The organism is Alkalihalobacillus sp. R86527 (assembly GCF_042466185.1).
Taxonomy (GTDB): domain Bacteria; phylum Bacillota; class Bacilli; order Bacillales; family Guptibacillaceae; genus Guptibacillus.
Genome location: NZ_JAXHBW010000001.1, coordinates 3,323,546 through 3,344,596 on the forward strand (window position 1 = coordinate 3,323,546; position 21,051 = coordinate 3,344,596).

Genomic DNA, 21,051 nt, shown 5'->3' on the forward strand with positions numbered 1-21,051 from the left:
CAAATAGGAGGTGACACAATTGATGGAACAGAACCAAGGAATGATGGAAGGAATGGGGATACTCTTCGGATTATTCGGCTTCCTTTACATGGCAATCATGTTATTTATCGTGATTTTATCAATCGTATTTATTTTTAAAACTATGGGTTTCATGAAGCGAAAGACTGCTTCTGATCAAGAGCAAAATGAACTTCTTCGTCAGCTGGTTTCAAAGCAAACGAAATCATACGATAATGATTCCACAAATTATTAAAGCAAACAAAGCCGTCCTGAATGCAGGACGGCTTTGTTCTATTTATTCGGTGTTTTTGTTTACGAACCGCTCGATTCGTTTCACTGCTTCCTGAAGGGATTCAAGGGAAGTGGCATATGAACAGCGTACATACCCTTCTCCTCCTGCTCCAAAAACGTGGCCAGGCACAACGGCTACGCGTTCTTCATGTAATAGCTTTTCCGCAAATTCATCCGATGACATGCCAGTAGATTGAATTGATGGAAAAGCATAAAAAGCGCCACCAGGCATGCGACATGACAGTCCCATTCGATTAAAGGATTTTACGATAAAATTCCTTCTTTGGCGGTAGCTGCGCTTCATCCTCTCTAAATCTTCACGACCGTTACGAAGGGCCTCTAAAGCACCATGTTGAGCTATAGTAGGAGCGCACATCATTGTATATTGATGAATCGTAAGCATTACACTCAAAATCTCTTTAGGACCCGTAACATAACCAAGTCTCCACCCAGTCATCGCAAACGCTTTTGAAAATCCGGAGATAAGAATCGTTCTTTCTCTCATTCCTGGAATACGAGCAATGCTGTAATGAGTTTCATCATATGTAAGCTCTGCATAAATTTCATCAGACAGAACTAATAAATCATGATCTTTAATGACTTGTGCAACATCTTTCAATTCCTCTTCTGTCATTGTTGCCCCTGTAGGATTACTAGGAAAACAGATTAGAACTGCCTTTGTTTTTTCTGTAATAGCCGATTTCAATTTCTCAGAAGTGAGTTTAAACTCATCTTCTTCCACCGTTTTAAGAGATACAGGTGTGCCACCAGCAAGTGTGACAGCAGGTGAATAAGCGACAAATCCAGGCTCGACAATAATTACCTCATCACCGGTATCAAGAATCGAACGGAATGCTAAATCGATTGCCTGACTTGCACCAACCGTACAAACGATTTCTGATTCTGGTGAATAAGACAGTGCAAACTGTTCATTAAGATAAGAGGAGATCTCCTTACGTAATTCTAATAAACCTGCATTGGGCGTATAAGCCGTATAGCCGTTTTCTAACGATGCATACCCCGCTTCACAGACGTTCCAGGGCGTTACGAAATCAGGCTCACCCACACCTAGAGAAATAACATTATCCATTTGAGATGCTAAATCAAAGAACTTTCGAATGCCTGAAGGTTTTAATTTCGCAGCATTTTTTGAAACATATTCACTTTGAACCTGCCTCATGGTGACACCACGATCCGTTTATCTTTCTGCTCTGGTTCAAATATCACACCATCATGTTTATATTTCTTCAATAGAAAATGAGTCGTTGTCGAAAGGACAGAATCAAGGGTAGACAGTTTGTTTGAAACAAAGAACGCTACTTCTTTCATCGTTTTCCCTTCAATCTGAACAGAAAGATCGTAAGCACCAGACATCAAATAAACAGTTTTCACTTCAGGAAAACGATAAATACGTTCAGCTACATCATCAAAACCAACATCACGTTTTGGTGTCACTTTTACATCGATCATAGCAACCACACCATCTTTTCCCTCTGCTTTATCCCAATTTATTACGGAAGAATAATTCAAGATGATGTTTTGCTCTTCAAGGGAATGTATTGTTTTTTCTACTTCTTCTACTGATAGTTCAACCATATCAGCGAGCACATCCATCGGTATACGCGCATTATCTTCTAATATTTCTAGGATTTCGATCTCTTTGTCATTCATTTCAGTTCCCCCAGTTAACTGCATTTTTTCTACTATATCATGGTTATGCCTTTATTTCATTGATGAGGCGATGCGTTAAATCTTGAAATTCAACGCCTTTCCTAATCAATTATACCTGATTCTAATATAGCAACATCCGCCTTAACGGATATATTTAAATCAGGATAGTGATTTTTCCAATTGGAGAAATCAAATTGTCTCGTCTGACTCCTTGCTCGATCCCCTAGTGCTAGAGGATCAATTTTCAAGTCTTGAAATTTCTTCATCAATTTCTGACTGTCTTTTTCAATTTTCTCTTCAAACTCCTTTGCAATTTTGTTCTTAATTCTTTCATCAAGCTTATCCCCAGTATACTGGGCAATATTCGCTTTGATATCCAGTTCGATCTGAACCTTAGGAGACGTGTTTCCGTTTCTAATTTTATAAGTAACATCTGATTTAACTTGATGAAGCGATACATAGTTTTGGTCGGAGAGAGAGATTTCGAATAAACCTGATTTGTGTTTTTTATTAATTAACGCAAACATAAACATCTCCTCTAAATCTAGCTTTCCAACCATTTTTTCGCCTTTAAACAGTGCCAAACCAGTAATCTCTATTTCATTTTTTGTTTTTTTTAGAAGTGGCATATAGGGGTCCATGCCTTTTCCATAATATTTGTAATCGAATAAATGTAGGTTGTTTTGAGGCATATTCCCATATTCGATCGACTGACGGATTAATATTTGGAGAAAAGGGCCAATTCCCTGAAGGTATTGAAACTCTTCTTTAATTAAATCTCCTGCGCTCCCTTCAACTACTCCAACGTAAGTCAAACGCCCCGATGCAGGATCACGAAGAAAACTATCCAAAACCCTCAATACACCGTGTTCCGCTTCTTCTTCACCAAACAGAATAACAGCCATCTTTCCTATCGTTATCGGTTTTGGCACACCACTCAAATGATTTCTCAGCCCTTTTGCAGTTCTGGCTTCAGCTTGAAAGGTTCTTGTTTCAACCTCCTGATTCGGTTTGAACCTTTGAAGAGAAATGGTACCTTTAATCTGATCGTCGGTTCCTTTATCATAACCTGCAATAAAAACGACCGGAACTTCATCGATAACCTCAGTCGATACACATCCTGTCATGACTAGACACATGATGAATAGTAGGATTTTCATTCTCACCTCTTCACTCTCCTTCGAATGAAACAATATAAGAAGATAATCGGAATATAAACATAGAAAAAGTACGTACCGATCGAAGCTGTGAACGAGTTTATAAAGTCCACTTGCTCACGAGTGGATATGAAAATACAGGATATGAAAACGATCGCCAGGACCACTACTGAAAAATGTTTTTGCTTTATATGTAACGTTTTTTTCCCAATTCTTGTAGCTGCCCAAATATATAAACACACGTTAGGAAAAATAACAAAACACCAAAACGTAATCCCTATATATTCGAAACGTTCCACAAAAGGAAGCTCAACCATTTTCCATGAAATTAACGTTGACCAGATGGTTTGCTGAAGTTGTTCGCCACTATAGAACGCAATCGATATGATTGCTACGATCAGGTAAATCATAGTTGTCGCAACAATACCGATGTGAGCCCATACCTTAGATGTTTTCGGGTTTTTAAGAAAAGGATACGCAAAAAGTAAAATTTCAGCTCCAAGAAAACTCAATGTCATTTGTTTTGTCCCCATCGCAAATTCCTTTAATGAGTGATCAAATACTGGGAGTAAATTTGTATAGGACGAAAATTTTGCTGGTGACACGGCAGTAATCAGTAACCAAATAGGGAAGATCACACCGAAAAACGAGACTCCGACTACCGTTCGAAAGCCCCCTGCCAACACGTAATAGGTTAGCAACAGATACATTAAAGCTGGAATCCAAGTTTGTAGCTCCGGAAACATCCAGGCCTGTATCACTTCGATAAACGTTCTAAGTACCACAACAGCACCTAGTAAGAGATAGACCATCAATAGGAGATTAAGGAAACCTCCAATCCAGCTACCAAACCACTTTTTCTGTAAATCGATAATATCCGCGTTATCATCACCAAGTATGCCGTACATCATCCAAACAAACACATGAAAAATAAGTCCTGTTATGATTACCACAATCCATGCATCTTGGTCAGTGTATTGGGTGATATACCTTGGAAAGCCAAGAATACCGACTCCAACCTGATTGCTATGAATGATAAACATGACTAGAAAAGAAGAAACAAGGATATCCTTCCTTCTACTGTGTTCCAATAACATCACCCTCTACTGCTCATCGAAATCAAGTGAATTAGGCTTTTTTTCTTTTTTATCAAAGAATCGAGAGACTTTTTCTGCTCGAAAGAAATGAGACCTCTTTTTTTGCATGACATACGGTAAGCGAAAAAACGAGTCATACCAATCCTTTACTCTTGGTGGATAAAGTGGTGCTAAATATGGACTTCCTAATGATGTAAGCCTTATTAAATGAACCATTACAAACAATCCGAAAAGAGCAATTCCAATCAAGCCCAGAAACTGAGCAAATAATATTAATGGATACCTTAAGAACCTGATCGTATTGGTCATCCGGTAAACTGGAGTAGTAAATGAAGCAAGCGCAGATAACGCAACGATTATCAATAAAATATTGCTTGTAAGAGAGGCTTCTACAGCAGCCGTACCAATTACGATACCTCCTACGATACCTAGAGTCTGTCCAACTTTAGAAGGCATTCTCGCTCCAGCCTCACGCAAAAGATCGATGGTTATCTCAAGAAATAATACTTCGATAACTGGAATAAACGGAATGTCACTCCTTGAAGAGATTAATGTTGCAAGGAGTTTGGATGGAAACAATTCAAAGTGGTACGTTAAAACGGCTACATACAGTGGTGTAGCAACGATCGACATTAAGATCGACATCATTCTGATGATGCGAAAGAATGATGCAATATTCCAGCCTAGATAATAATCTTCATATGAAACAAGAAGTTGACCAAAGTTAATCGGACCAATCAAAGCATTTGAAGATCCCTCCACAAGAATCGCCACTGCTCCATAATTTAAGTGCCCCGTTATACGATCAGTCCGTTCCGTGTCAATCATCTGGGGGAAAACTGAGAAAGAGTTGTCTTCCAACATCTGCCCTATAACAGACGAGTCAGCAATCAAGTCAAAATCCAAGTCTTCTAACCTTTGTATAACAGTATTAACATTTTGTTCTGCCGCTATATCTTCAATATACGTAACGATTACCTTCGTTTTTGAAACTGTTCCAATCGTTATCTTTTTCATCCTTAACTTTGGGTGCGGAATGCGTCTTCTTATTAAGTTCATGTTTGTTTGAAGGTCTTCAATCAAGCCTTCTTTTGGTCCCATTACACTGAATTCAATTTCTGGGGCTGATAGATCCCTTGATTTTCTTAGGCTTAGATCCATTAACAATACGTTTTTACTTTTGTTCAATCGTACAGCTAGATAGCCAGACATCAACCGTTCTTGAATTTTCTTAGCATCAGAGGTTATTTCAAGATTTTCTATCGGAATAAGGCCCTCAAGTTCTTCAAGAGATTTCATTTCACTTTCATTGAGCTTAGTCAGCACAACACGATGAAGTTGCGCAGGATCGATGATCGAAGCAAAATAAATAACGGTATAGGGAATCACACTTGCTTTGTTTTGGTAAGTCACAAAATCTGTAGACTGACTCAGATCCTCTAATACTTCATCTAACGTCATCTCTTTTTCTGTTTTCTGAAACCACTTCACATCAATCAGCTCCGCTGCCAAATTCTCTTTTTCGTAGCATGTGCATTTCTACTTTCGTTATCCAATACAAAAACCAGGCACCTCGGCACCTGGTTTAAGAATGTTCTTTATAGATAGCTATTACTTTCTTTCTTTGTTCTTTATGATTAACCGTTGGATGTGGATAGTCACTCCCAATTATGCAATTACTTTCAACTTGTTCCTCATCATTCATGTTAGAGGGAGTGTGTATGAAAGTAGAAGGGACACTTTTCAACTCTTCCACATACTTCTTACTAAACGTGCCATCTGGGTCGAAACGCTCGCCTTGAATGGTAGGATTAAATACTCTGAAATACGGTACAGCACCTGTTCCTGTAGAAGCCGCCCACTGCCATCCCCCTGCATTCGATGATTCATCGTGGTCGATTAACTTCTGCTCAAAATACTTGTCCCCGAGTCTCCAATCGATCATGTAATCCTTAATAAGGAAAGATGCTGTAATCATTCTAAGCCGATTATGCATCTACCCTTCCTTGTTTAATTGCCTCATCCCACCGTCCACTATTGGAAAGCCTGTTTGGCCATCTTTCCATCTCTGTAACCATTCTTCACCGTTACGATTCCATGGAAGGTCACGATAGTTTGAATGAAACTCCTCTTCTCTTAACGTTGGAAAATAATAATGGACCATTCCATAAAAATCTCTCCAGGCAAGCTCTTGTATAAAAGCTTCCACACCTGAATCATCTTGCTCCACAACAAGGTGATATAAAGTTCTGACCGATAGACACCCTGTTTTCAAATAGGGCGAAAGCCTACTCGTCCCTATCACATATGGTAAATCACGATTGCCTCCATAGTCCTTTAAACGATTACTTACAAAATCATTTGCACGATTTCGCGCATGTTCTTCCCCAATTCCTTGCCATGTTCGTCCGCATCGACTCAATACTGATGCAAATTCTTCAGCTGACATTTCATCAATATCCTCATTAAATGAACGCGCAAACGCCGTTAATTTCGCTTTATCAATTTGTAAATGAGAGTTTTGCTAGGATGGGGCCTCTTCTGCTTTGAGGGGGATATTTCGTGATTTCCTCGAAACTGAAGTTCTGATCTTTGATGACTCAAAACCAAATTCATACAACACAAAAAAAGCCAGAGACCACAATGATCTCTGACTTCTCACTTGCCTAGCGACGTCCTGCTCAGGGGGAGATCCCCCAACTACCATCGGCGCTGAAGAGCTTAACTTCCGTGTTCTCATACGGGGCGCGATAAGCTACGAACTCGCCAGCTGCGCGATCCTGGATCCTCATAGATCTCCGACTATCTACTCCGGTCCAAACTCACTTGCTTCCTCGAATTTCTTGTTTCTCCCACCCCTACGAAGCTTTCGGGGATGTTTTTGCACGTTCCTTCAATGAAGATGCTAACCTTACGGTTCAGCTCTAGGAACCTAAAAACTCACACAAAAAAGCCAGAGATCATAATGACCTCCGACTTCTCATTTGCCTAGCGACGTCCTACTCTTGCAGGGGGAGATCCCCCAACTACCATCGGCGCTGAAGAGCTTAACTTCCGTGTTCGGCATGGGAACGGGTGTGACCTCTTCGCCTTCATCACTAGACTATTCAGGTATTCCCTGAAAACTAGATAGCATGCAACAACGTATTCCAATATTTTTTCGCGATGTCTAGTGCCGCAGGCTATATTCTTGCCCATTTCACTCTTTCACTTCAGGCGAAAAACGCCTTCTGTTCAAGAGCTCCAATGGTCTGCGAATATGACCAAGCCTGCTTTACTTTTCGTTTTGGTTAAGCCCTCGATCGATTAGTATTCGTCAGCTCCACGTGTCGCCACGCTTCCACCCCGAACCTATCAACCTCATCATCTCTGAGGGATCTTACCAGCTTGACGCTGTGGGAAATCTCATCTCGAGGGGGGCTTCATGCTTAGATGCTTTCAGCACTTATCCCTTCCACACGTAGCTACCCAGCTATGCTCCTGGCGGAACAACTGGTACACCAGCGGTGTGTCCATCCCGGTCCTCTCGTACTAAGGACAGCTCCTCTCAAATTTCCTGCGCCCGCGACGGATAGGGACCGAACTGTCTCACGACGTTCTGAACCCAGCTCGCGTACCGCTTTAATGGGCGAACAGCCCAACCCTTGGGACCTACTTCAGCCCCAGGATGCGATGAGCCGACATCGAGGTGCCAAACCTCCCCGTCGATGTGGACTCTTGGGGGAGATAAGCCTGTTATCCCCAGGGTAGCTTTTATCCGTTGAGCGATGGCCCTTCCATGCGGAACCACCGGATCACTAAGCCCGACTTTCGTCCCTGCTCGACTTGTAGGTCTCGCAGTCAAGCTCCCTTGTGCCTTTACACTCTGCGAATGATTTCCAACCATTCTGAGGGAACCTTTGGGCGCCTCCGTTACTCTTTAGGAGGCGACCGCCCCAGTCAAACTGCCCACCTGACACTGTCTCCGCACCGGATTACGGTGCTGGGTTAGAATGTCAGTACAGCCAGGGTAGTATCCCACCGACGCCTCCACCGAACCTAGCGGTCCGGCTTCTATGGCTCCTACCTATCCTGTACAAGCTGTACCAAAATCCAATATCAGGCTACAGTAAAGCTCCATGGGGTCTTTCCGTCCTGTCGCGGGTAACCTGCATCTTCACAGGTACTATAATTTCACCGGGTCTCTCGTTGAGACAGTATCCAAGTCGTTGCACCTTTCGTGCGGGTCGGAACTTACCCGACAAGGAATTTCGCTACCTTAGGACCGTTATAGTTACGGCCGCCGTTTACTGGGGCTTCGATTCAGAGCTTCTCCCGTAAGGGATAACCCCTCCTCTTAACCTTCCAGCACCGGGCAGGTGTCAGCCCCTATACATCGCCTTGCGGCTTGGCAGAGACCTGTGTTTTTGCTAAACAGTCGCTTGGATCTTTTCACTGCGGCTCCCCTGGGCTATTCACCCGAGGAAGCACCCCTTCTCCCGAAGTTACGGGGTCATTTTGCCGAGTTCCTTAACGAGAGTTCTCCCGATCGTCTTAGGATTCTCTCCTCGCCTACCTGTGTCGGTTTGCGGTACGGGCACCTCTTTCCTCACTAGAGGCTTTTCTTGGCAGTGTAGAATCAGGGACTTCGGTACTTAATTCCCTCGCCATCACGACTCAGCCTTCGCGGTGAACGGATTTGCCTATTCACCAGCCTAATCGCTTGGACGCGCATTTCCAGCAGCGCGCTCTCCCTATCTTTCTGCGTCCCCCCGTCGTTCAAACGGAAAGGAGGTGGTACAGGAATATCAACCTGTTATCCATCGCCTACGCCTTTCGGCCTCGGCTTAGGTCCCGACTAACCCTGAGCGGACGAGCCTTCCTCAGGAAACCTTGGGCTTTCGACGGACAAGATTCTCACTTGTCTTTCGCTACTCATACCGGCATTCTCACTTCTAAGCGCTCCACCAGTCCTTTCGGTCTGACTTCGCAGCCCTTAGAACGCTCTCCTACCATTGTCGTAAGACAATCCACAGCTTCGGTGATACGTTTAGCCCCGGTACATTTTCGGCGCAGCGTCACTCGACCAGTGAGCTATTACGCACTCTTTAAATGATGGCTGCTTCTAAGCCAACATCCTGGTTGTCTAAGCAACGCCACATCCTTTTCCACTTAACGTATACTTTGGGACCTTAGCTGGTGGTCTGGGCTGTTTCCCTCTCGACTACGGATCTTATCACTCGCAGTCTGACTCCCGCGGATAAATCGTTGGCATTCGGAGTTTGACTGGATTCGGTAATCCGGTAGGGACCCCTAGTCCAATCAGTGCTCTACCTCCAAGATTCTTGCCGCGAGGCTAGCCCTAAAGCTATTTCGGAGAGAACCAGCTATCTCCGGGTTCGATTGGCATTTCACCGCTACCCACACCTCATCCCCGCATTTTTCAACATGCGTGGGTTCGGGCCTCCATTCAGTGTTACCTGAACTTCACCCTGGACATGGGTAGATCACCCGGTTTCGGGTCTACGACCACGTACTATTTCGCCCTATTCAGACTCGCTTTCGCTGCGGCTCCGCCTTCTCGGCTTAACCTTGCACGGGATCGTAACTCGCCGGTTCATTCTACAAAAGGCACGCTGTCACCCATTAACGGGCTCCAACTAGTTGTAGGCACACGGTTTCAGGTTCTCTTTCACTCCCCTTCCGGGGTGCTTTTCACCTTTCCCTCACGGTACTGGTTCACTATCGGTCACTAGAGAGTATTTAGCCTTGGGAGATGGTCCTCCCGGATTCCGACGGGGTTTCACGTGTCCCGCCGTACTCAGGATCCGTCTCGGAGGGCAGCGGATTTTGACTACAGGATTGTTACCTTCTCTGATGGACCTTTCCAGGTCGCTTCGTCTATCCGTGCCTTTGTAACTCCAATGAGACGTCCTACAACCCCAGAGGGCAAGCCCTCTGGTTTGGGCTGATTCCGTTTCGCTCGCCGCTACTCAGGAAATCGCGATTGCTTTCTCTTCCTCCGGGTACTGAGATGTTTCAGTTCCCCGGGTATGCCTTCTATCTCCTATGTATTCAGAAATAGATACCATCCCATTACGGATGGTGGGTTCCCCCATTCGGAAATCTCCGGATCAAAGCGTACTTACTGCTCCCCGAAGCATATCGGTGTTCGTCCCGTCCTTCATCGGCTTCTAGTGCCAAGGCATCCACCGTGCGCCCTTAGTAGCTTAACCTTAGATTTCATTAGAAACAAAGTCTCTAACTCCATCGATGCACATCGTAAGATGTGACTAACTAAGAAATAACGCAAAAAATAATTCTTTATTGGATGTCGTTGTTTATGCTATCTAGTTTTCAAGGAACGTGGCTACTTCTTGAATCCGCTAATGCTTCATCAAATCAGCCTGTTTTGAAAGAATACAATCATTCTTTCAAAACTAAACGAAACGCTCATGCAAGTTTGGCAACCAATGTTGCCTCGTAATTCTCCATAGAAAGGAGGTGATCCAGCCGCACCTTCCGATACGGCTACCTTGTTACGACTTCACCCCAATCATTTGTCCCACCTTCGGCGGCTGGCTCCAAAAGGTTACCTCACCGACTTCGGGTGTTACAAACTCTCGTGGTGTGACGGGCGGTGTGTACAAGGCCCGGGAACGTATTCACCGCGGCATGCTGATCCGCGATTACTAGCAATTCCGGCTTCATGCAGGCGAGTTGCAGCCTACAATCCGAACTGAGAACGGCTTTATGGGATTCGCTTCACCTCGCGGTGTCGCAGCCCTTTGTACCGTCCATTGTAGCACGTGTGTAGCCCAGGTCATAAGGGGCATGATGATTTGACGTCGTCCCCACCTTCCTCCGGTTTGTCACCGGCAGTCACCTTAGAGTGCCCAACTGAATGCTGGCAACTAAGATCAAGGGTTGCGCTCGTTGCGGGACTTAACCCAACATCTCACGACACGAGCTGACGACAACCATGCACCACCTGTCACTCTGTCCCCCGAAGGGGAACGTCCTATCTCTAGGAGTGGCAGAGGATGTCAAGACCTGGTAAGGTTCTTCGCGTTGCTTCGAATTAAACCACATGCTCCACTGCTTGTGCGGGCCCCCGTCAATTCCTTTGAGTTTCAACCTTGCGGTCGTACTCCCCAGGCGGAGTGCTTAATGTGTTAACTTCAGCACTGAGGGTGGAACCCCCCAACACCTAGCACTCATCGTTTACGGCGTGGACTACCAGGGTATCTAATCCTGTTCGCTCCCCACGCTTTCGCGCCTCAGCGTCAGTTACAGACCAGAGAGCCGCCTTCGCCACTGGTGTTCCTCCACATATCTACGCATTTCACCGCTACACGTGGAATTCCACTCTCCTCTTCTGCACTCAAGTCCCCCAGTTTCCAATGGCCCTCCACGGTTGAGCCGTGGGCTTTCACATCAGACTTAAGAGACCGCCTGCGCGCGCTTTACGCCCAATAATTCCGGACAACGCTTGCCACCTACGTATTACCGCGGCTGCTGGCACGTAGTTAGCCGTGGCTTTCTGGTTAGGTACCGTCAAGGTACCGCCCTATTCGAACGGTACTTGTTCTTCCCTAACAACAGAGCTTTACGACCCGAAAGCCTTCGTCACTCACGCGGCGTTGCTCCGTCAGACTTTCGTCCATTGCGGAAGATTCCCTACTGCTGCCTCCCGTAGGAGTCTGGGCCGTGTCTCAGTCCCAGTGTGGCCGATCACCCTCTCAGGTCGGCTACGCATCGTTGCCTTGGTAAGCCATTACCTTACCAACTAGCTAATGCGCCGCGGGCCCATCCTACAGTGTTAGCCAAAGGCCAACTTTCAACGTTGCATCATGCGATGCTATGTATTACCCGGTATTAGCTCCGGTTTCCCGGAGTTATCCCAGTCTGTAGGGCAGGTTGCCCACGTGTTACTCACCCGTCCGCCGCTGAGAAATAGGAGCAAGCTCCTATTTCTCCGCTCGACTTGCATGTATTAGGCACGCCGCCAGCGTTCGTCCTGAGCCAGGATCAAACTCTCCGATAGAAAGTCTAATCTAGCTTTAAAACTTGTTGTTTCCGTAGAAACAATTTCTTGCATGGCGTTTCGTTCAGTTTTCAAAGATCAATTGTAATTCTATTAAACTACCATTTCGTCTAACTCGTTTGTTTTTCCGAGTGACAACTTCTACTTTAACAGCAACGTTGTAATGTGTCAACACTTTTTTATAATTTATAAAATCGGTTGGCGTCGCTTTTCGAAGTGACAAGTAATATCTTACCACGGCCTCCAAATCTCGTCAACATCTTATTCCAAAAAACTTTCTCCCAGTTTAAGGGAGGTTGTTCAACCAGTAAATAGATCTTCCTATAGGTATCTTAGAGACTTTCTTTAAGGCTAAAGTAAATGCAAGAATTAAAGGAAGTTTTCCTATCATCAAGATCACTTTTTCCAAGCAGCTTTAAATCAACTATTCTTCCAAACGAAAGTCCTACAGTTCAAAATGGAGAACACTGTTTGATAAACAGTCGCTTTCTCCTTCTAATAACATATTAAATGAGAGAGTCATTGCAATACATGTTGTTAACTTGATTTCTCCCCTAGTCGGACCGTTACCTGCACCGATAAACATAAGGATAATCAAAAGAATAAAACCGTTTTTTTCACACTAATACTATCGATTGAATTAAAACCTACATTTCTTGAGGCAGAACCTGAAAGAATGCTCATCTCCATCTGATAAGTAAACCTATTAAACTGAACATATAATTGGATTGCCAAACTGTAAGATACAGGTATTCACTACAATTGAAAATATAAATGGTAATGAAGTGAACATTTATCGTTGAATGCTGCGCCACAAGATAAGCAAGTTGAACCAGAGGTCAGATAATGATGGATCGAGAGCTCGGTATTACACTTTCCACACAACACTGCTAACTCACCAAATTTCTCTTGTGGCCATAATTCCACCTTGTGATCAGTTGATTCTTCATGGCACTTATAACAAGGAAAATATGAGTTGCAACAACAGAATTTAATCGCAACAATATCGTTTTCATTATGATAATGCTCGCACCTTGTTTCTTGGTCAATCGGTTTTCCCTTTATCTCAATGTTCATCTCAGTACTCCTCCTACCACTACTTCCAACGTTTTCTTTGCCAAAAACACCTCGTACCTATTCTAGGTCTTTCCAAGATAATCTCCCTGGCTGACCTTAATAGTCTATCTTCTTATAGGAAAGGCAAGCTGTTATCATTACAGCGCGATCTTTGTTTATTTTTTCCATGAGATGGGTATGTTATTTAGTGGATTATAAACCTTTAGTATATTGCGAACCTGCCCACGGGAGAGCTTGTTTTACATCTCAATTATTCCTAACCTTCTATCAATAGCCCGCCAAGAATAAGAGCTACAATAAACTTCTTTTATTACAACTTTATAGCATCCCTTCTCTGTAAGCAATCTAGAATAAAAGGTACACAAAGAACGCCAAACACTTATCTTCATATTCGATGTTCTCTTGATATTTTCACAAGTTGAAGAACAATCCAATTAAGCAAACAAAACTAGGGAGATAAATGGGGGATATGTAATGGAAAAGGAAAGCGGCCTAGACACAAACAACCTTAAGCTTATCTTTCGCCATATATCAGATCTAATTTTTCTTATTAGGGTGGTCGATTTACAGCATTATGAGATCGAAGCTATTAATGAGGGATACCTAGCACATTATCAAACAACGAAAAAGAATATTTCAGGAAAAAGAATCGAAGAGTTTTTAGGTGTCGATCAAGGTATTAAAGCGATTCGACGTTTTCAAGAAGTAATTATCCGAAAAGAAACATTGCACTTTGAAGAAGCGTACACGTTTCCAGAGCAGGGCTACCGAATGTTCGATATTACTCTCGTTCCTATTATAGAAGAGAATACTGTTGCTAACTTAATCGGAACTGCTAAAGATATAACTGAAAAACGAATTAACGAAGAACAAATGGTTCAATCTGAGAAACTTTCCGTTGTCGGTCAGCTAGCTGCTGGAATTGGGCACGAATTGAAAAACCCCCTCACTTCACTCAAAGGCTTTTTGAAATTAATAGATTCCGAGAACAGTAATCAAGACATTGAGCGCTATATAAAAGTGATGGATACAGAGTTTAATCGCATCGAGCAAATCATCGACGAATTTTTAATATTAGCGAAGCCTAACAAAATACATTTCAGCCACTATCGCATCGATCACATTATTGAAGAAGTGATCGAATTACTGAACGCTCAGGCGAATATGGAATCTATCGTATTAACAACAGAGTATCCCGATATCCCTTCACAGGTTTATTGCGAAAACAATCAATTAAAACAGGTGTTTATTAACATTATCAAAAATGCCATAGAAGCAAGCCGCGATGGTGGAAGAATCTTCATCAAAATCGCTACCAACGAAGAACATATACAAGTATCGATTAGAGATCATGGCGAGGGAATCTCCCAGGAAGATATCGATAAATTAGGCTCACCATTCTACACTACAAAGAAGAATGGCACTGGTCTTGGACTAGCGATTTGCAAACGAATAATCGATAAACATAAAGGACGGCTTCAGATAGACAGTTCAGTCGGACAAGGAACCGAAATAACTGTCATCTTACCGATTAATTTTACTTAACAAAAAAACACCCCCGTATGTCGTTATTATTAATACGACTCAGGCGGTGTTTTTTTCATTATTATCTACAATGAACGCGGGGTGTTTTCAATAGAAGTAAGGTCTTCCTGCGCAGCTAGCCACCCGCGAATTTCGCTTGTTACTTCCGTCGGCTTTTGCCAATGCAGAATATGCCCCGCTTCTTCGATTGCACTAATTCTACACTCACTCTTAATCACTTCTCGCATCGAATCCACTGCATCAACTCTGACCGGTTCTGCTTCTTCAGGTAGAGTTCCTCTTAACAAGTATACTGGAACCGTTATGTCTTTAAATATTTTACTTGATGGTTCATTATAGACCGCTTTCATAATTGCCCGTGCAGTTTCCTCTCTCGTTCTCATTCGTACCCCATCGCCATCCATAGTCATGTCCGCGCGAATCATTTGTTCCAATGCCTTAGACCATCTTCCAACTTCCTTTTTCTTCTTCTCTTCATATTCTTTAATGGATTTGAAATGAGAGTCTTTAATCCAGTTGGAAGTGTTTTGAAGATGCTCTTCTAGATTCATAGAAGGCTCATCAGAAGGACAGATATATCCTCCATCCAACATCACAACCCCCTTCACATCTTCCTTATACAACCTGGAGTAATGAACAGCAATTGCCGCTCCCCATGAATGACCTAGCATATAAAATGGACCTGTACACACTTTCGATATGATATTATTGAGCCATTTCGAAAATGGTGTGAAGAGATAGGAATGTTCATCCATAAACGCATCTGTTTTTCCATGACCCGGTAAGTCAAAAGCAATCAAATGAAATTGATCTTGTAACTCTTCTGCCACCTCAATAAATCCTAACGCATTGTTCGTTAATCCATGCAGGCAAATTACCGGAGGGTTTTCTGGGTTACCCCACTTCATTCCATGAATAGATTGGCCGTCGACGGTGATTTCGAATTCTTTCATCTTAACCTTCCTTTCGTACTTCCCTTCCTAAACCTACTTCGACTGGGAGGGAATCATCCCCTTTATGTAGAAAACAAATTAAGGAAAATGCACTATCTGACATTTACATTTATGGGGGACAATTATGAAGATACGAAAAGCTGTGGTAGAAGATTCAACCGATATTGCAAGGGTTCATGTGAACAGTTGGCGCACAACATACCAGGGCATTGTACCTAGCTTATTTCTGGACTCTTTAGATATGAAAGTGCGAGAAGCTCGCTGGAAGAAAGGGCTAGAAGCAGGCAATAGCATATTTGTAGCAGTAAATGATAAAAACGAAATCGTCGGTTTTGCAAATGGAGGAAAGAATCGAAGTGAAGACCTTCCGTATGATGGCGAACTATATGCTATCTATCTATTGGAAAGTGCACATCGTAAAGGAGCTGGTAAGAAACTCCTATGCAACGTAGCTCAAGAATTAAAAAATGATGGATGCCATTCAATGCTTGTCTGGGTTCTTAACGGCAATCCCGCTGATCAATTTTACCTCCATTTCAATCCTACCGTTGTGACAGAAAAGGACATATCGATTGGGGGAGAGATTTTACTAGAAACCGCTTATGGTTGGAGTGAGATCGACGACATATTAACTGTATGTTCCTAAACGCAATGAAGGTCGCAAAAGAATGCGACCTTCATTTCTGTTCAGATTTAAAACAAATCTAGCTGCTTAATGCGATTAACCGCTTCTACCAATCTATCTTCTGGCGTATTCAGTCCAGCTCTGACATAACCTTCGCCATATTCCCCGAATCCATTTCCAGGCGCTACCACTACCTTCGCCTCTTCTAATAGATAATCTGCAAACTCCTCAGAGGTAAATGAATCTGGAACCTTCAACCACGAGAAGAAAGATCCAGCGGGCGCCTTAACGTCCCAGCCAATTCCTCTTAATCCTTCGATTAAGACACTTCTTCTTCTTTCATAAGTTTGAGCCAACTCTTCTACACATTTTTGAGAACCTAAAAGCGCTTCTGCCGCAGCTTCTTGAATCCCACTAAACAAACTCACATACAGGTGATCCTGTAAAAGATTAATACTTTCGATGACAGATGGGTTTCCAATGGCAAAGCCCACTCGCCATCCAGCCATATTAAAGGTTTTGGACATCGTATAAATTTCGATCCCTACATCTTTTGCTCCCTCTACTTCTAGAAAACTGATCGGTCGATTTCCATCAAAACCAATTGCCCCATACGCAAAATCATGTACTACACAGAAGTCATGCTGATTTGCGAGCTTAATCGTATCCTCAAAAAACGACTCTGTTGCTTGCGCACCTGTAGGGTTGTTCGGATAGTTCAAAAACATGAGCTTTGCTTTCTCAAAATCTTCCTCAGAAATCGCATTATAATCTGGCAAAAAATCATTTTCTTCTAATAATGCCATGGGATGCATTTCTGCCTCAGCCATCGCTACTCCAGACCAATAATCTGGATAGCCAGGATCAGGCATCAAAGCTTTGTCACCTTTATTTAATAGACATTGACTAACCTCTACTAATCCAGCTTTCCCACCGAACAACACAGCAACTTCCTTTTCAGGATCTACAGTCACATCAAATTCCCTTTTATAGAAATCTGCTACTGCTTGTTTTAGAAAAGGCTCCCCCCTGAATGGAGGATATTTATGAAAAGCGGGCTTTTCAGCAGCAGACTGAAGAGAATGGATAATATGCTCCGGAGTGGGCTGATCAGGATTGCCCTGTCCTAAATTAATAATATCGTGACCTGCTTCTTTGTACCGATTCACTTTCCCGGCTAACTTTGCGAAAAATTGTTCAGGTAGTCTTTTTAACGCGTCCGATTGCTCAAACTGTTTCAAACAACTCACATCCCATTTATAATTTTCTATAAATTCTAGTAATTCATGTTATCTTGAAAAATCACTTATGTAAAGGCTTCTGGATGGATTCCTACATCCATTAACCACTATTCACCAGAAAAGAGGTGAATAAAAAAAAGAGGCGAATATCGCCTCTTTACCAATTAATTGGATAGTACCCTAAAGGTCTACTTGTTCTTCCAAAAAAAGAATGTTCGTGCTTTGTATGTGAGAACGTTTCACCATCATACTCATGATAATGCCCTCCACCAGATAGAGGGATCGGAGGACCTGTTTTCAAACTATAACGATGCTGATGGTGCTTGATCAACGTTACTCCTTCCATTCTGTGAAAGTGGTCGTCAAAATCACTCCCATTAGCTGGGAAGCTAAAACCGACAATGTTATGTTCATGATCATCTTTTTCAAAAGTTATCGTTTTAAAGTGATGAGTATGTGCAAAAGGAAGTTGGGTTCCTTTGGACATTCACCTGTCACCTCTTCCTTATTATTCGATTTTCACGAAAGGAAAAGAGCTTCCTAAACAGAAAGAAGATAAGTATATCTATCATATGAAAAGAAAGAGGTGACTTATGCATTCATCCTTAAAGGTCTATGGCCATCGAGGATCAGCGGGCACGCACCCTGAAAATACACTCGTCTCTTTTAAAGCAGCGGAAAAAGCTGGCGCCCATGGAATAGAATTTGATGTGCAATTATCTAAAGACGACATCCCAGTAGTTATCCACGACGAGAAGGTAGATCGAACAACAAATGGGGTGGGCTGGGTAAAAGATTATCGGTACGAGGATTTATGCAAGCTTGATGCTGGTGGAAAGCACTCGAAAAGGTATCAAGGTGAACCGATTCCAACCTTGGAAGAAATTTTCACTTGGCTCACGACGACATCTTTACTCGTTAATGTAGAATTAAAAACCGGATATCTCCCTTATACAGGTATTGAAGAAAAAGTAATTGCGCTTTTGCATCAGTATAATTTAACCGAAAGAACGGTTGTTTCTTCATTCAATCATTATAGTGTCCAACGCGTCTATAAGCAGGATCATCGTATTGAGACTGCGATCCTTCTCAGAGATAAAATCGTACACCCGTGGGAATATATGAAGAGAACCGGAGCAAATAGTATTCACATCGAGTATCATGCTTTAGATGAATATCTTCTAGACCATACTAGAAAACATCGAATTCCTCTCAGAGTTTTCACCGTAAATACACTAGAACAAATCCAACACCTCGATGCCATAGGATGTGATGGAATCTTTACGGATTACCCAGCCATTGCTGTTAACCGAAATCGATAAGGTGTAAGGTTTACAGGGCTAATTCACCAAAAATGTGCGATAGCCTACTTCCGCTTCACCCAATGACAACATAGGTTAATACTGAAACAAAGAAAAATACGAAGGAGTCGTTTTATATGGGTGGATACGGATACAATCAAGGGTTTGCTCTAATCGTCGTGTTGTTTATTTTGCTAATTATCATCGGAGCATCTTGGCTATAATAATCAAAAAAAACAAGTCAGCTGAATGCTGGCTTGTTTTCATATCATGAATGATTGCCTTAGTTAGTTCTTGGATTAGCTGTCATACTACCAGGAGTGCGCGTTTCACTTCCTGAAATATTTGTAGGTTCAGAAGCAGTGTTTTCAGAATCCGCAACTTCTTGACCAGCTTCTTTTACTTTCGAACCAATTTCTTGAATATCCTCCCCTGCTTCCTTCGCAGAAGAAATCACTTCACTGGAATCCTCTTTCACTTGATTCACTTGCTCGACAACTTCATCGTTCACTTTTTCATAAAGTGTTTGAGCATCATTGACAGCTTCCTTCAACACTTCAGATGCTGATTGAATGCGCTCCATCCAATCGTTCTTAAATTCAGAAGGATTTTCTTTTACATTCGTATAGAAACCTTTTGAAGAATCAACTGCACTACCAGTCGCTCGTTTCACCTTTTGTCTAGTTGTTGAATCTAGCATCGCAACTGCTCCTCCAACAATTGCTCCTACTACGATTCCCTTCATTAATTTACTATTCTTTTCTTCATTAACAGTAGTCGTTTGCATGAGTTCTTCCTCCTAGTATAATCGCTATTTTTCCTATCATTTGCCTCTAGTTTTGTCTTTCCCTTTCTTCCAAAAGCTAAACTAACTTGTTAGCAACAAAAATAACTTCGCTTTCCGAAAGTCCTCTGTTATAATAGATTCCGTTATATTAGAGCAGTTCGAAACCTTCCTGCTTTAACAAAACTAAGGAGGAATAACAATGAATAGTATGGATAACGCTTGGCTACCTTCTTCTGGTCCAATGCCAAGACCAGAAAGTGTGGAACAGGCTCGTGAAGTTATAAAGAACGAAGCATTTGATGCACCCAATGTACAAGAAATCACATTCAACGCACTTGAATTTACAGCTGTATGTCCGAAAACTGGACAACCTGACTTTGGTAGAGTGGAAATCTCTTACGTACCAGACAAAAAGTGTATCGAATCGAAATCATTGAAGTTTTATCTTTGGTCTTATCGAGACGAAGGAAGCTTCTGTGAAACATTAGCTGCTCGTATTGCTGATGATGTTGTGTATGCAATCGATCCACTAAAAGTTACGATTACAGTTTACCAATCCGCTCGCGGAGGAATTGAATTGAAAACGATGGCAGTGCGCGATAAGGCTGAAGCTTAGCATGAAGCCCGAACAAATCGACCGCAGCCTTGTCCTGTTCAACGTACTCTTTGCAACTTCTATTGTAATTGCTAACGTACTAGCAGGAAAAGTTGTTATGGTTGGAAGTTTCGTTATTCCTGCTGCAGTCGTGATGTATGCATTCTCTTTTTTATTTACAGACATCATTCACGAACGTTTCGGTAAAGAAGAAGCTAAACGGACAATTCGATACGGATTTGCCGCACAAATCTTCGCCAGTATCATGATTTTCATCGGTATGTTGCTCCCAGTTGCACCATTTGCCTCAGATACGCAAGCTGCCTATGAAATTTTACTAGGACAAAATTACCGATTCGTGCTCGCAAGTCTTGCAGCATACCTTGTATCTCAACATGTTGATGTTTACATCTTTTCTGAAATCAAGAAAAGAACTGCGAACCGACATCGATGGATTCGAAACAATGCAAGTACAGCTGCATCACAACTAATCGATACGACGATTTTTATAACAATTGCTTTTATCGGAACCGTGCCAAATATTTGGGTGATGATTCTCTCGCAATTTGCTATAAAAATGACTCTCGCTCTCCTTGATACTCCGATTTTTTATGCTTTAACTAAAATCGATTCAAGAAAAGAAGAAAGGTTTCATATGAAAAAGCCTCTGGATGTATAATTCCAG

General features: G+C 42.6%; 17 protein-coding genes, 3 rRNA genes and 1 pseudogene. 7 read left to right on the plus strand and 14 right to left on the minus strand.

Annotation, left to right across the window (positions count from 1 at the left end):
• Positions 1–19 precede the first annotated feature (19 nt).
• On the plus strand, positions 20–253 hold the full coding sequence (locus SJY16_RS17355; RefSeq protein ID WP_377891161.1) for a hypothetical protein: 234 nt from the start codon (positions 20–22) through the stop codon (positions 251–253).
• Positions 254–295: 42 nt separating this feature from the next.
• Here the strand turns inward: SJY16_RS17355 and SJY16_RS17360 are convergent, their stop codons facing one another.
• From SJY16_RS17360 to SJY16_RS17405, 10 genes and pseudogenes are all read right to left on the minus strand, one after another.
• Entirely contained in the window at positions 296–1,471 is a 1,176-nt protein-coding gene (locus tag SJY16_RS17360; RefSeq protein WP_377891163.1) for an aminotransferase, read from the minus strand.
• Complete coding sequence (locus SJY16_RS17365) at positions 1,468–1,962, minus strand: Lrp/AsnC family transcriptional regulator (RefSeq protein WP_377891165.1); 495 nt, start codon at positions 1,960–1,962, stop codon at positions 1,468–1,470. The genes SJY16_RS17360 and SJY16_RS17365 overlap by 4 nt, the downstream gene beginning before the upstream one ends.
• Positions 1,963–2,063: 101 nt before the next feature.
• A complete protein-coding gene (locus SJY16_RS17370) occupies positions 2,064–3,122 on the minus strand; it encodes a Ger(x)C family spore germination protein (RefSeq protein WP_377892311.1) in 1,059 nt (352 codons plus the stop codon).
• A 2-nt stretch (positions 3,123–3,124) separates the two neighbouring features.
• Complete coding sequence (locus SJY16_RS17375; RefSeq protein WP_377891166.1) at positions 3,125–4,210, minus strand: GerAB/ArcD/ProY family transporter; 1,086 nt, start codon at positions 4,208–4,210, stop codon at positions 3,125–3,127.
• A 12-nt stretch (positions 4,211–4,222) separates the two neighbouring features.
• Complete coding sequence (locus tag SJY16_RS17380) at positions 4,223–5,707, minus strand: spore germination protein (protein ID WP_377891168.1); 1,485 nt, start codon at positions 5,705–5,707, stop codon at positions 4,223–4,225.
• Positions 5,708–5,801: 94 nt separating this feature from the next.
• A pseudogene (locus SJY16_RS17385) lies at positions 5,802–6,665 on the minus strand (cryptochrome/photolyase family protein).
• Between the two features lie 537 nt (positions 6,666–7,202).
• Positions 7,203–7,319, minus strand: a 5S ribosomal RNA gene (gene rrf / locus SJY16_RS17390).
• A 183-nt stretch (positions 7,320–7,502) separates the two neighbouring features.
• Positions 7,503–10,431 (minus strand): 23S ribosomal RNA (locus tag SJY16_RS17395).
• 261 nt (positions 10,432–10,692) lie between these two features.
• Positions 10,693–12,242: ribosomal RNA gene (locus tag SJY16_RS17400) — 16S ribosomal RNA — on the minus strand.
• Together the 16S, 23S and 5S rRNA genes form the textbook arrangement of a ribosomal RNA operon.
• Positions 12,243–12,998: 756 nt before the next feature.
• Entirely contained in the window at positions 12,999–13,319 is a 321-nt protein-coding gene (locus tag SJY16_RS17405) for a CHY zinc finger protein (protein WP_377891170.1), read from the minus strand.
• A 474-nt stretch (positions 13,320–13,793) separates the two neighbouring features.
• On the opposite strand from SJY16_RS17405, the gene SJY16_RS17410 reads away from it, so the two are divergent.
• Positions 13,794–14,864: an ATP-binding protein gene (locus SJY16_RS17410; protein ID WP_377891172.1), complete on the plus strand. Its 1,071-nt coding sequence runs from the start codon at positions 13,794–13,796 to the stop codon at positions 14,862–14,864.
• A gap of 65 nt (positions 14,865–14,929) precedes the next feature.
• On the opposite strand, the gene SJY16_RS17415 is transcribed toward SJY16_RS17410, so the two are convergent.
• The gene (locus SJY16_RS17415) at positions 14,930–15,817 is read right to left on the minus strand and encodes an alpha/beta fold hydrolase (RefSeq protein ID WP_377891174.1); all 888 of its coding nucleotides are present in this window, start codon (positions 15,815–15,817) and stop codon (positions 14,930–14,932) included.
• 124 nt (positions 15,818–15,941) lie between these two features.
• Here SJY16_RS17415 and SJY16_RS17420 point away from each other — a divergent pair, with 124 nt between their 5' ends.
• Positions 15,942–16,463, plus strand: a complete 522-nt coding sequence (locus SJY16_RS17420; RefSeq protein WP_377891176.1) for a GNAT family N-acetyltransferase — start codon at positions 15,942–15,944, stop codon at positions 16,461–16,463.
• A 47-nt stretch (positions 16,464–16,510) separates the two neighbouring features.
• Here SJY16_RS17420 and SJY16_RS17425 read toward each other — a convergent pair whose 3' ends face one another.
• Both SJY16_RS17425 and SJY16_RS17430 read right to left on the minus strand, forming a co-directional pair.
• Positions 16,511–17,683: a pyridoxal phosphate-dependent aminotransferase gene (locus tag SJY16_RS17425; protein ID WP_377891177.1), complete on the minus strand. Its 1,173-nt coding sequence runs from the start codon at positions 17,681–17,683 to the stop codon at positions 16,511–16,513.
• Positions 17,684–17,840: 157 nt separating this feature from the next.
• Complete coding sequence (locus SJY16_RS17430) at positions 17,841–18,170, minus strand: YmaF family protein (RefSeq protein WP_377891178.1); 330 nt, start codon at positions 18,168–18,170, stop codon at positions 17,841–17,843.
• Between the two features lie 106 nt (positions 18,171–18,276).
• Here SJY16_RS17430 and SJY16_RS17435 point away from each other — a divergent pair, with 106 nt between their 5' ends.
• A complete protein-coding gene (locus SJY16_RS17435) occupies positions 18,277–19,005 on the plus strand; it encodes a glycerophosphodiester phosphodiesterase (protein WP_377891179.1) in 729 nt (242 codons plus the stop codon).
• Between the two features lie 116 nt (positions 19,006–19,121).
• Entirely contained in the window at positions 19,122–19,208 is an 87-nt protein-coding gene (locus SJY16_RS17440; RefSeq protein ID WP_377892314.1) for a YjcZ family sporulation protein, read from the plus strand.
• 59 nt (positions 19,209–19,267) lie between these two features.
• Here the strand turns inward: SJY16_RS17440 and SJY16_RS17445 are convergent, their stop codons facing one another.
• Complete coding sequence (locus SJY16_RS17445; RefSeq protein ID WP_377891181.1) at positions 19,268–19,771, minus strand: YtxH domain-containing protein; 504 nt, start codon at positions 19,769–19,771, stop codon at positions 19,268–19,270.
• Positions 19,772–19,970: 199 nt separating this feature from the next.
• Here SJY16_RS17445 and queF point away from each other — a divergent pair, with 199 nt between their 5' ends.
• Both queF and SJY16_RS17455 read left to right on the plus strand, forming a co-directional pair.
• Positions 19,971–20,387: a preQ(1) synthase gene (queF, locus tag SJY16_RS17450; RefSeq protein WP_377891182.1), complete on the plus strand. Its 417-nt coding sequence runs from the start codon at positions 19,971–19,973 to the stop codon at positions 20,385–20,387.
• A 1-nt stretch (position 20,388) separates the two neighbouring features.
• Positions 20,389–21,045 carry a queuosine precursor transporter gene (locus SJY16_RS17455; protein ID WP_377891183.1) on the plus strand — a complete coding sequence of 219 codons (657 nt, stop codon included), beginning with the start codon at positions 20,389–20,391 and terminating at the stop codon, positions 21,043–21,045.
• Positions 21,046–21,051: the final 6 nt, after the last annotated feature.

Excerpts from the sequence above, each read along its gene's own strand:
- SJY16_RS17360 (WP_377891163.1), bottom strand. The coding sequence starts at position 1,471 with ATGAGGCAGGTTCAAAGTGAATATGTTTCAAAAAATGCTGCGAAATTA.
- SJY16_RS17365 (WP_377891165.1), bottom strand. The coding sequence starts at position 1,962 with ATGAATGACAAAGAGATCGAAATCCTAGAAATATTAGAAGATAATGCG.
- SJY16_RS17370 (WP_377892311.1), bottom strand. The coding sequence starts at position 3,122 with ATGAAAATCCTACTATTCATCATGTGTCTAGTCATGACAGGATGTGTA.
- SJY16_RS17405 (WP_377891170.1), bottom strand. The coding sequence starts at position 13,319 with ATGAACATTGAGATAAAGGGAAAACCGATTGACCAAGAAACAAGGTGC.
- SJY16_RS17410 (WP_377891172.1), top strand. The coding sequence starts at position 13,794 with ATGGAAAAGGAAAGCGGCCTAGACACAAACAACCTTAAGCTTATCTTT.
- SJY16_RS17415 (WP_377891174.1), bottom strand. The coding sequence starts at position 15,817 with ATGAAAGAATTCGAAATCACCGTCGACGGCCAATCTATTCATGGAATG.
- SJY16_RS17420 (WP_377891176.1), top strand. The coding sequence starts at position 15,942 with ATGAAGATACGAAAAGCTGTGGTAGAAGATTCAACCGATATTGCAAGG.
- SJY16_RS17430 (WP_377891178.1), bottom strand. The coding sequence starts at position 18,170 with ATGTCCAAAGGAACCCAACTTCCTTTTGCACATACTCATCACTTTAAA.
- SJY16_RS17435 (WP_377891179.1), top strand. The coding sequence starts at position 18,277 with ATGCATTCATCCTTAAAGGTCTATGGCCATCGAGGATCAGCGGGCACG.
- SJY16_RS17440 (WP_377892314.1), top strand. The coding sequence starts at position 19,122 with ATGGGTGGATACGGATACAATCAAGGGTTTGCTCTAATCGTCGTGTTG.
- SJY16_RS17445 (WP_377891181.1), bottom strand. The coding sequence starts at position 19,771 with ATGCAAACGACTACTGTTAATGAAGAAAAGAATAGTAAATTAATGAAG.
- queF (WP_377891182.1), top strand. The coding sequence starts at position 19,971 with ATGAATAGTATGGATAACGCTTGGCTACCTTCTTCTGGTCCAATGCCA.
- SJY16_RS17455 (WP_377891183.1), top strand. The coding sequence starts at position 20,389 with ATGAAGCCCGAACAAATCGACCGCAGCCTTGTCCTGTTCAACGTACTC.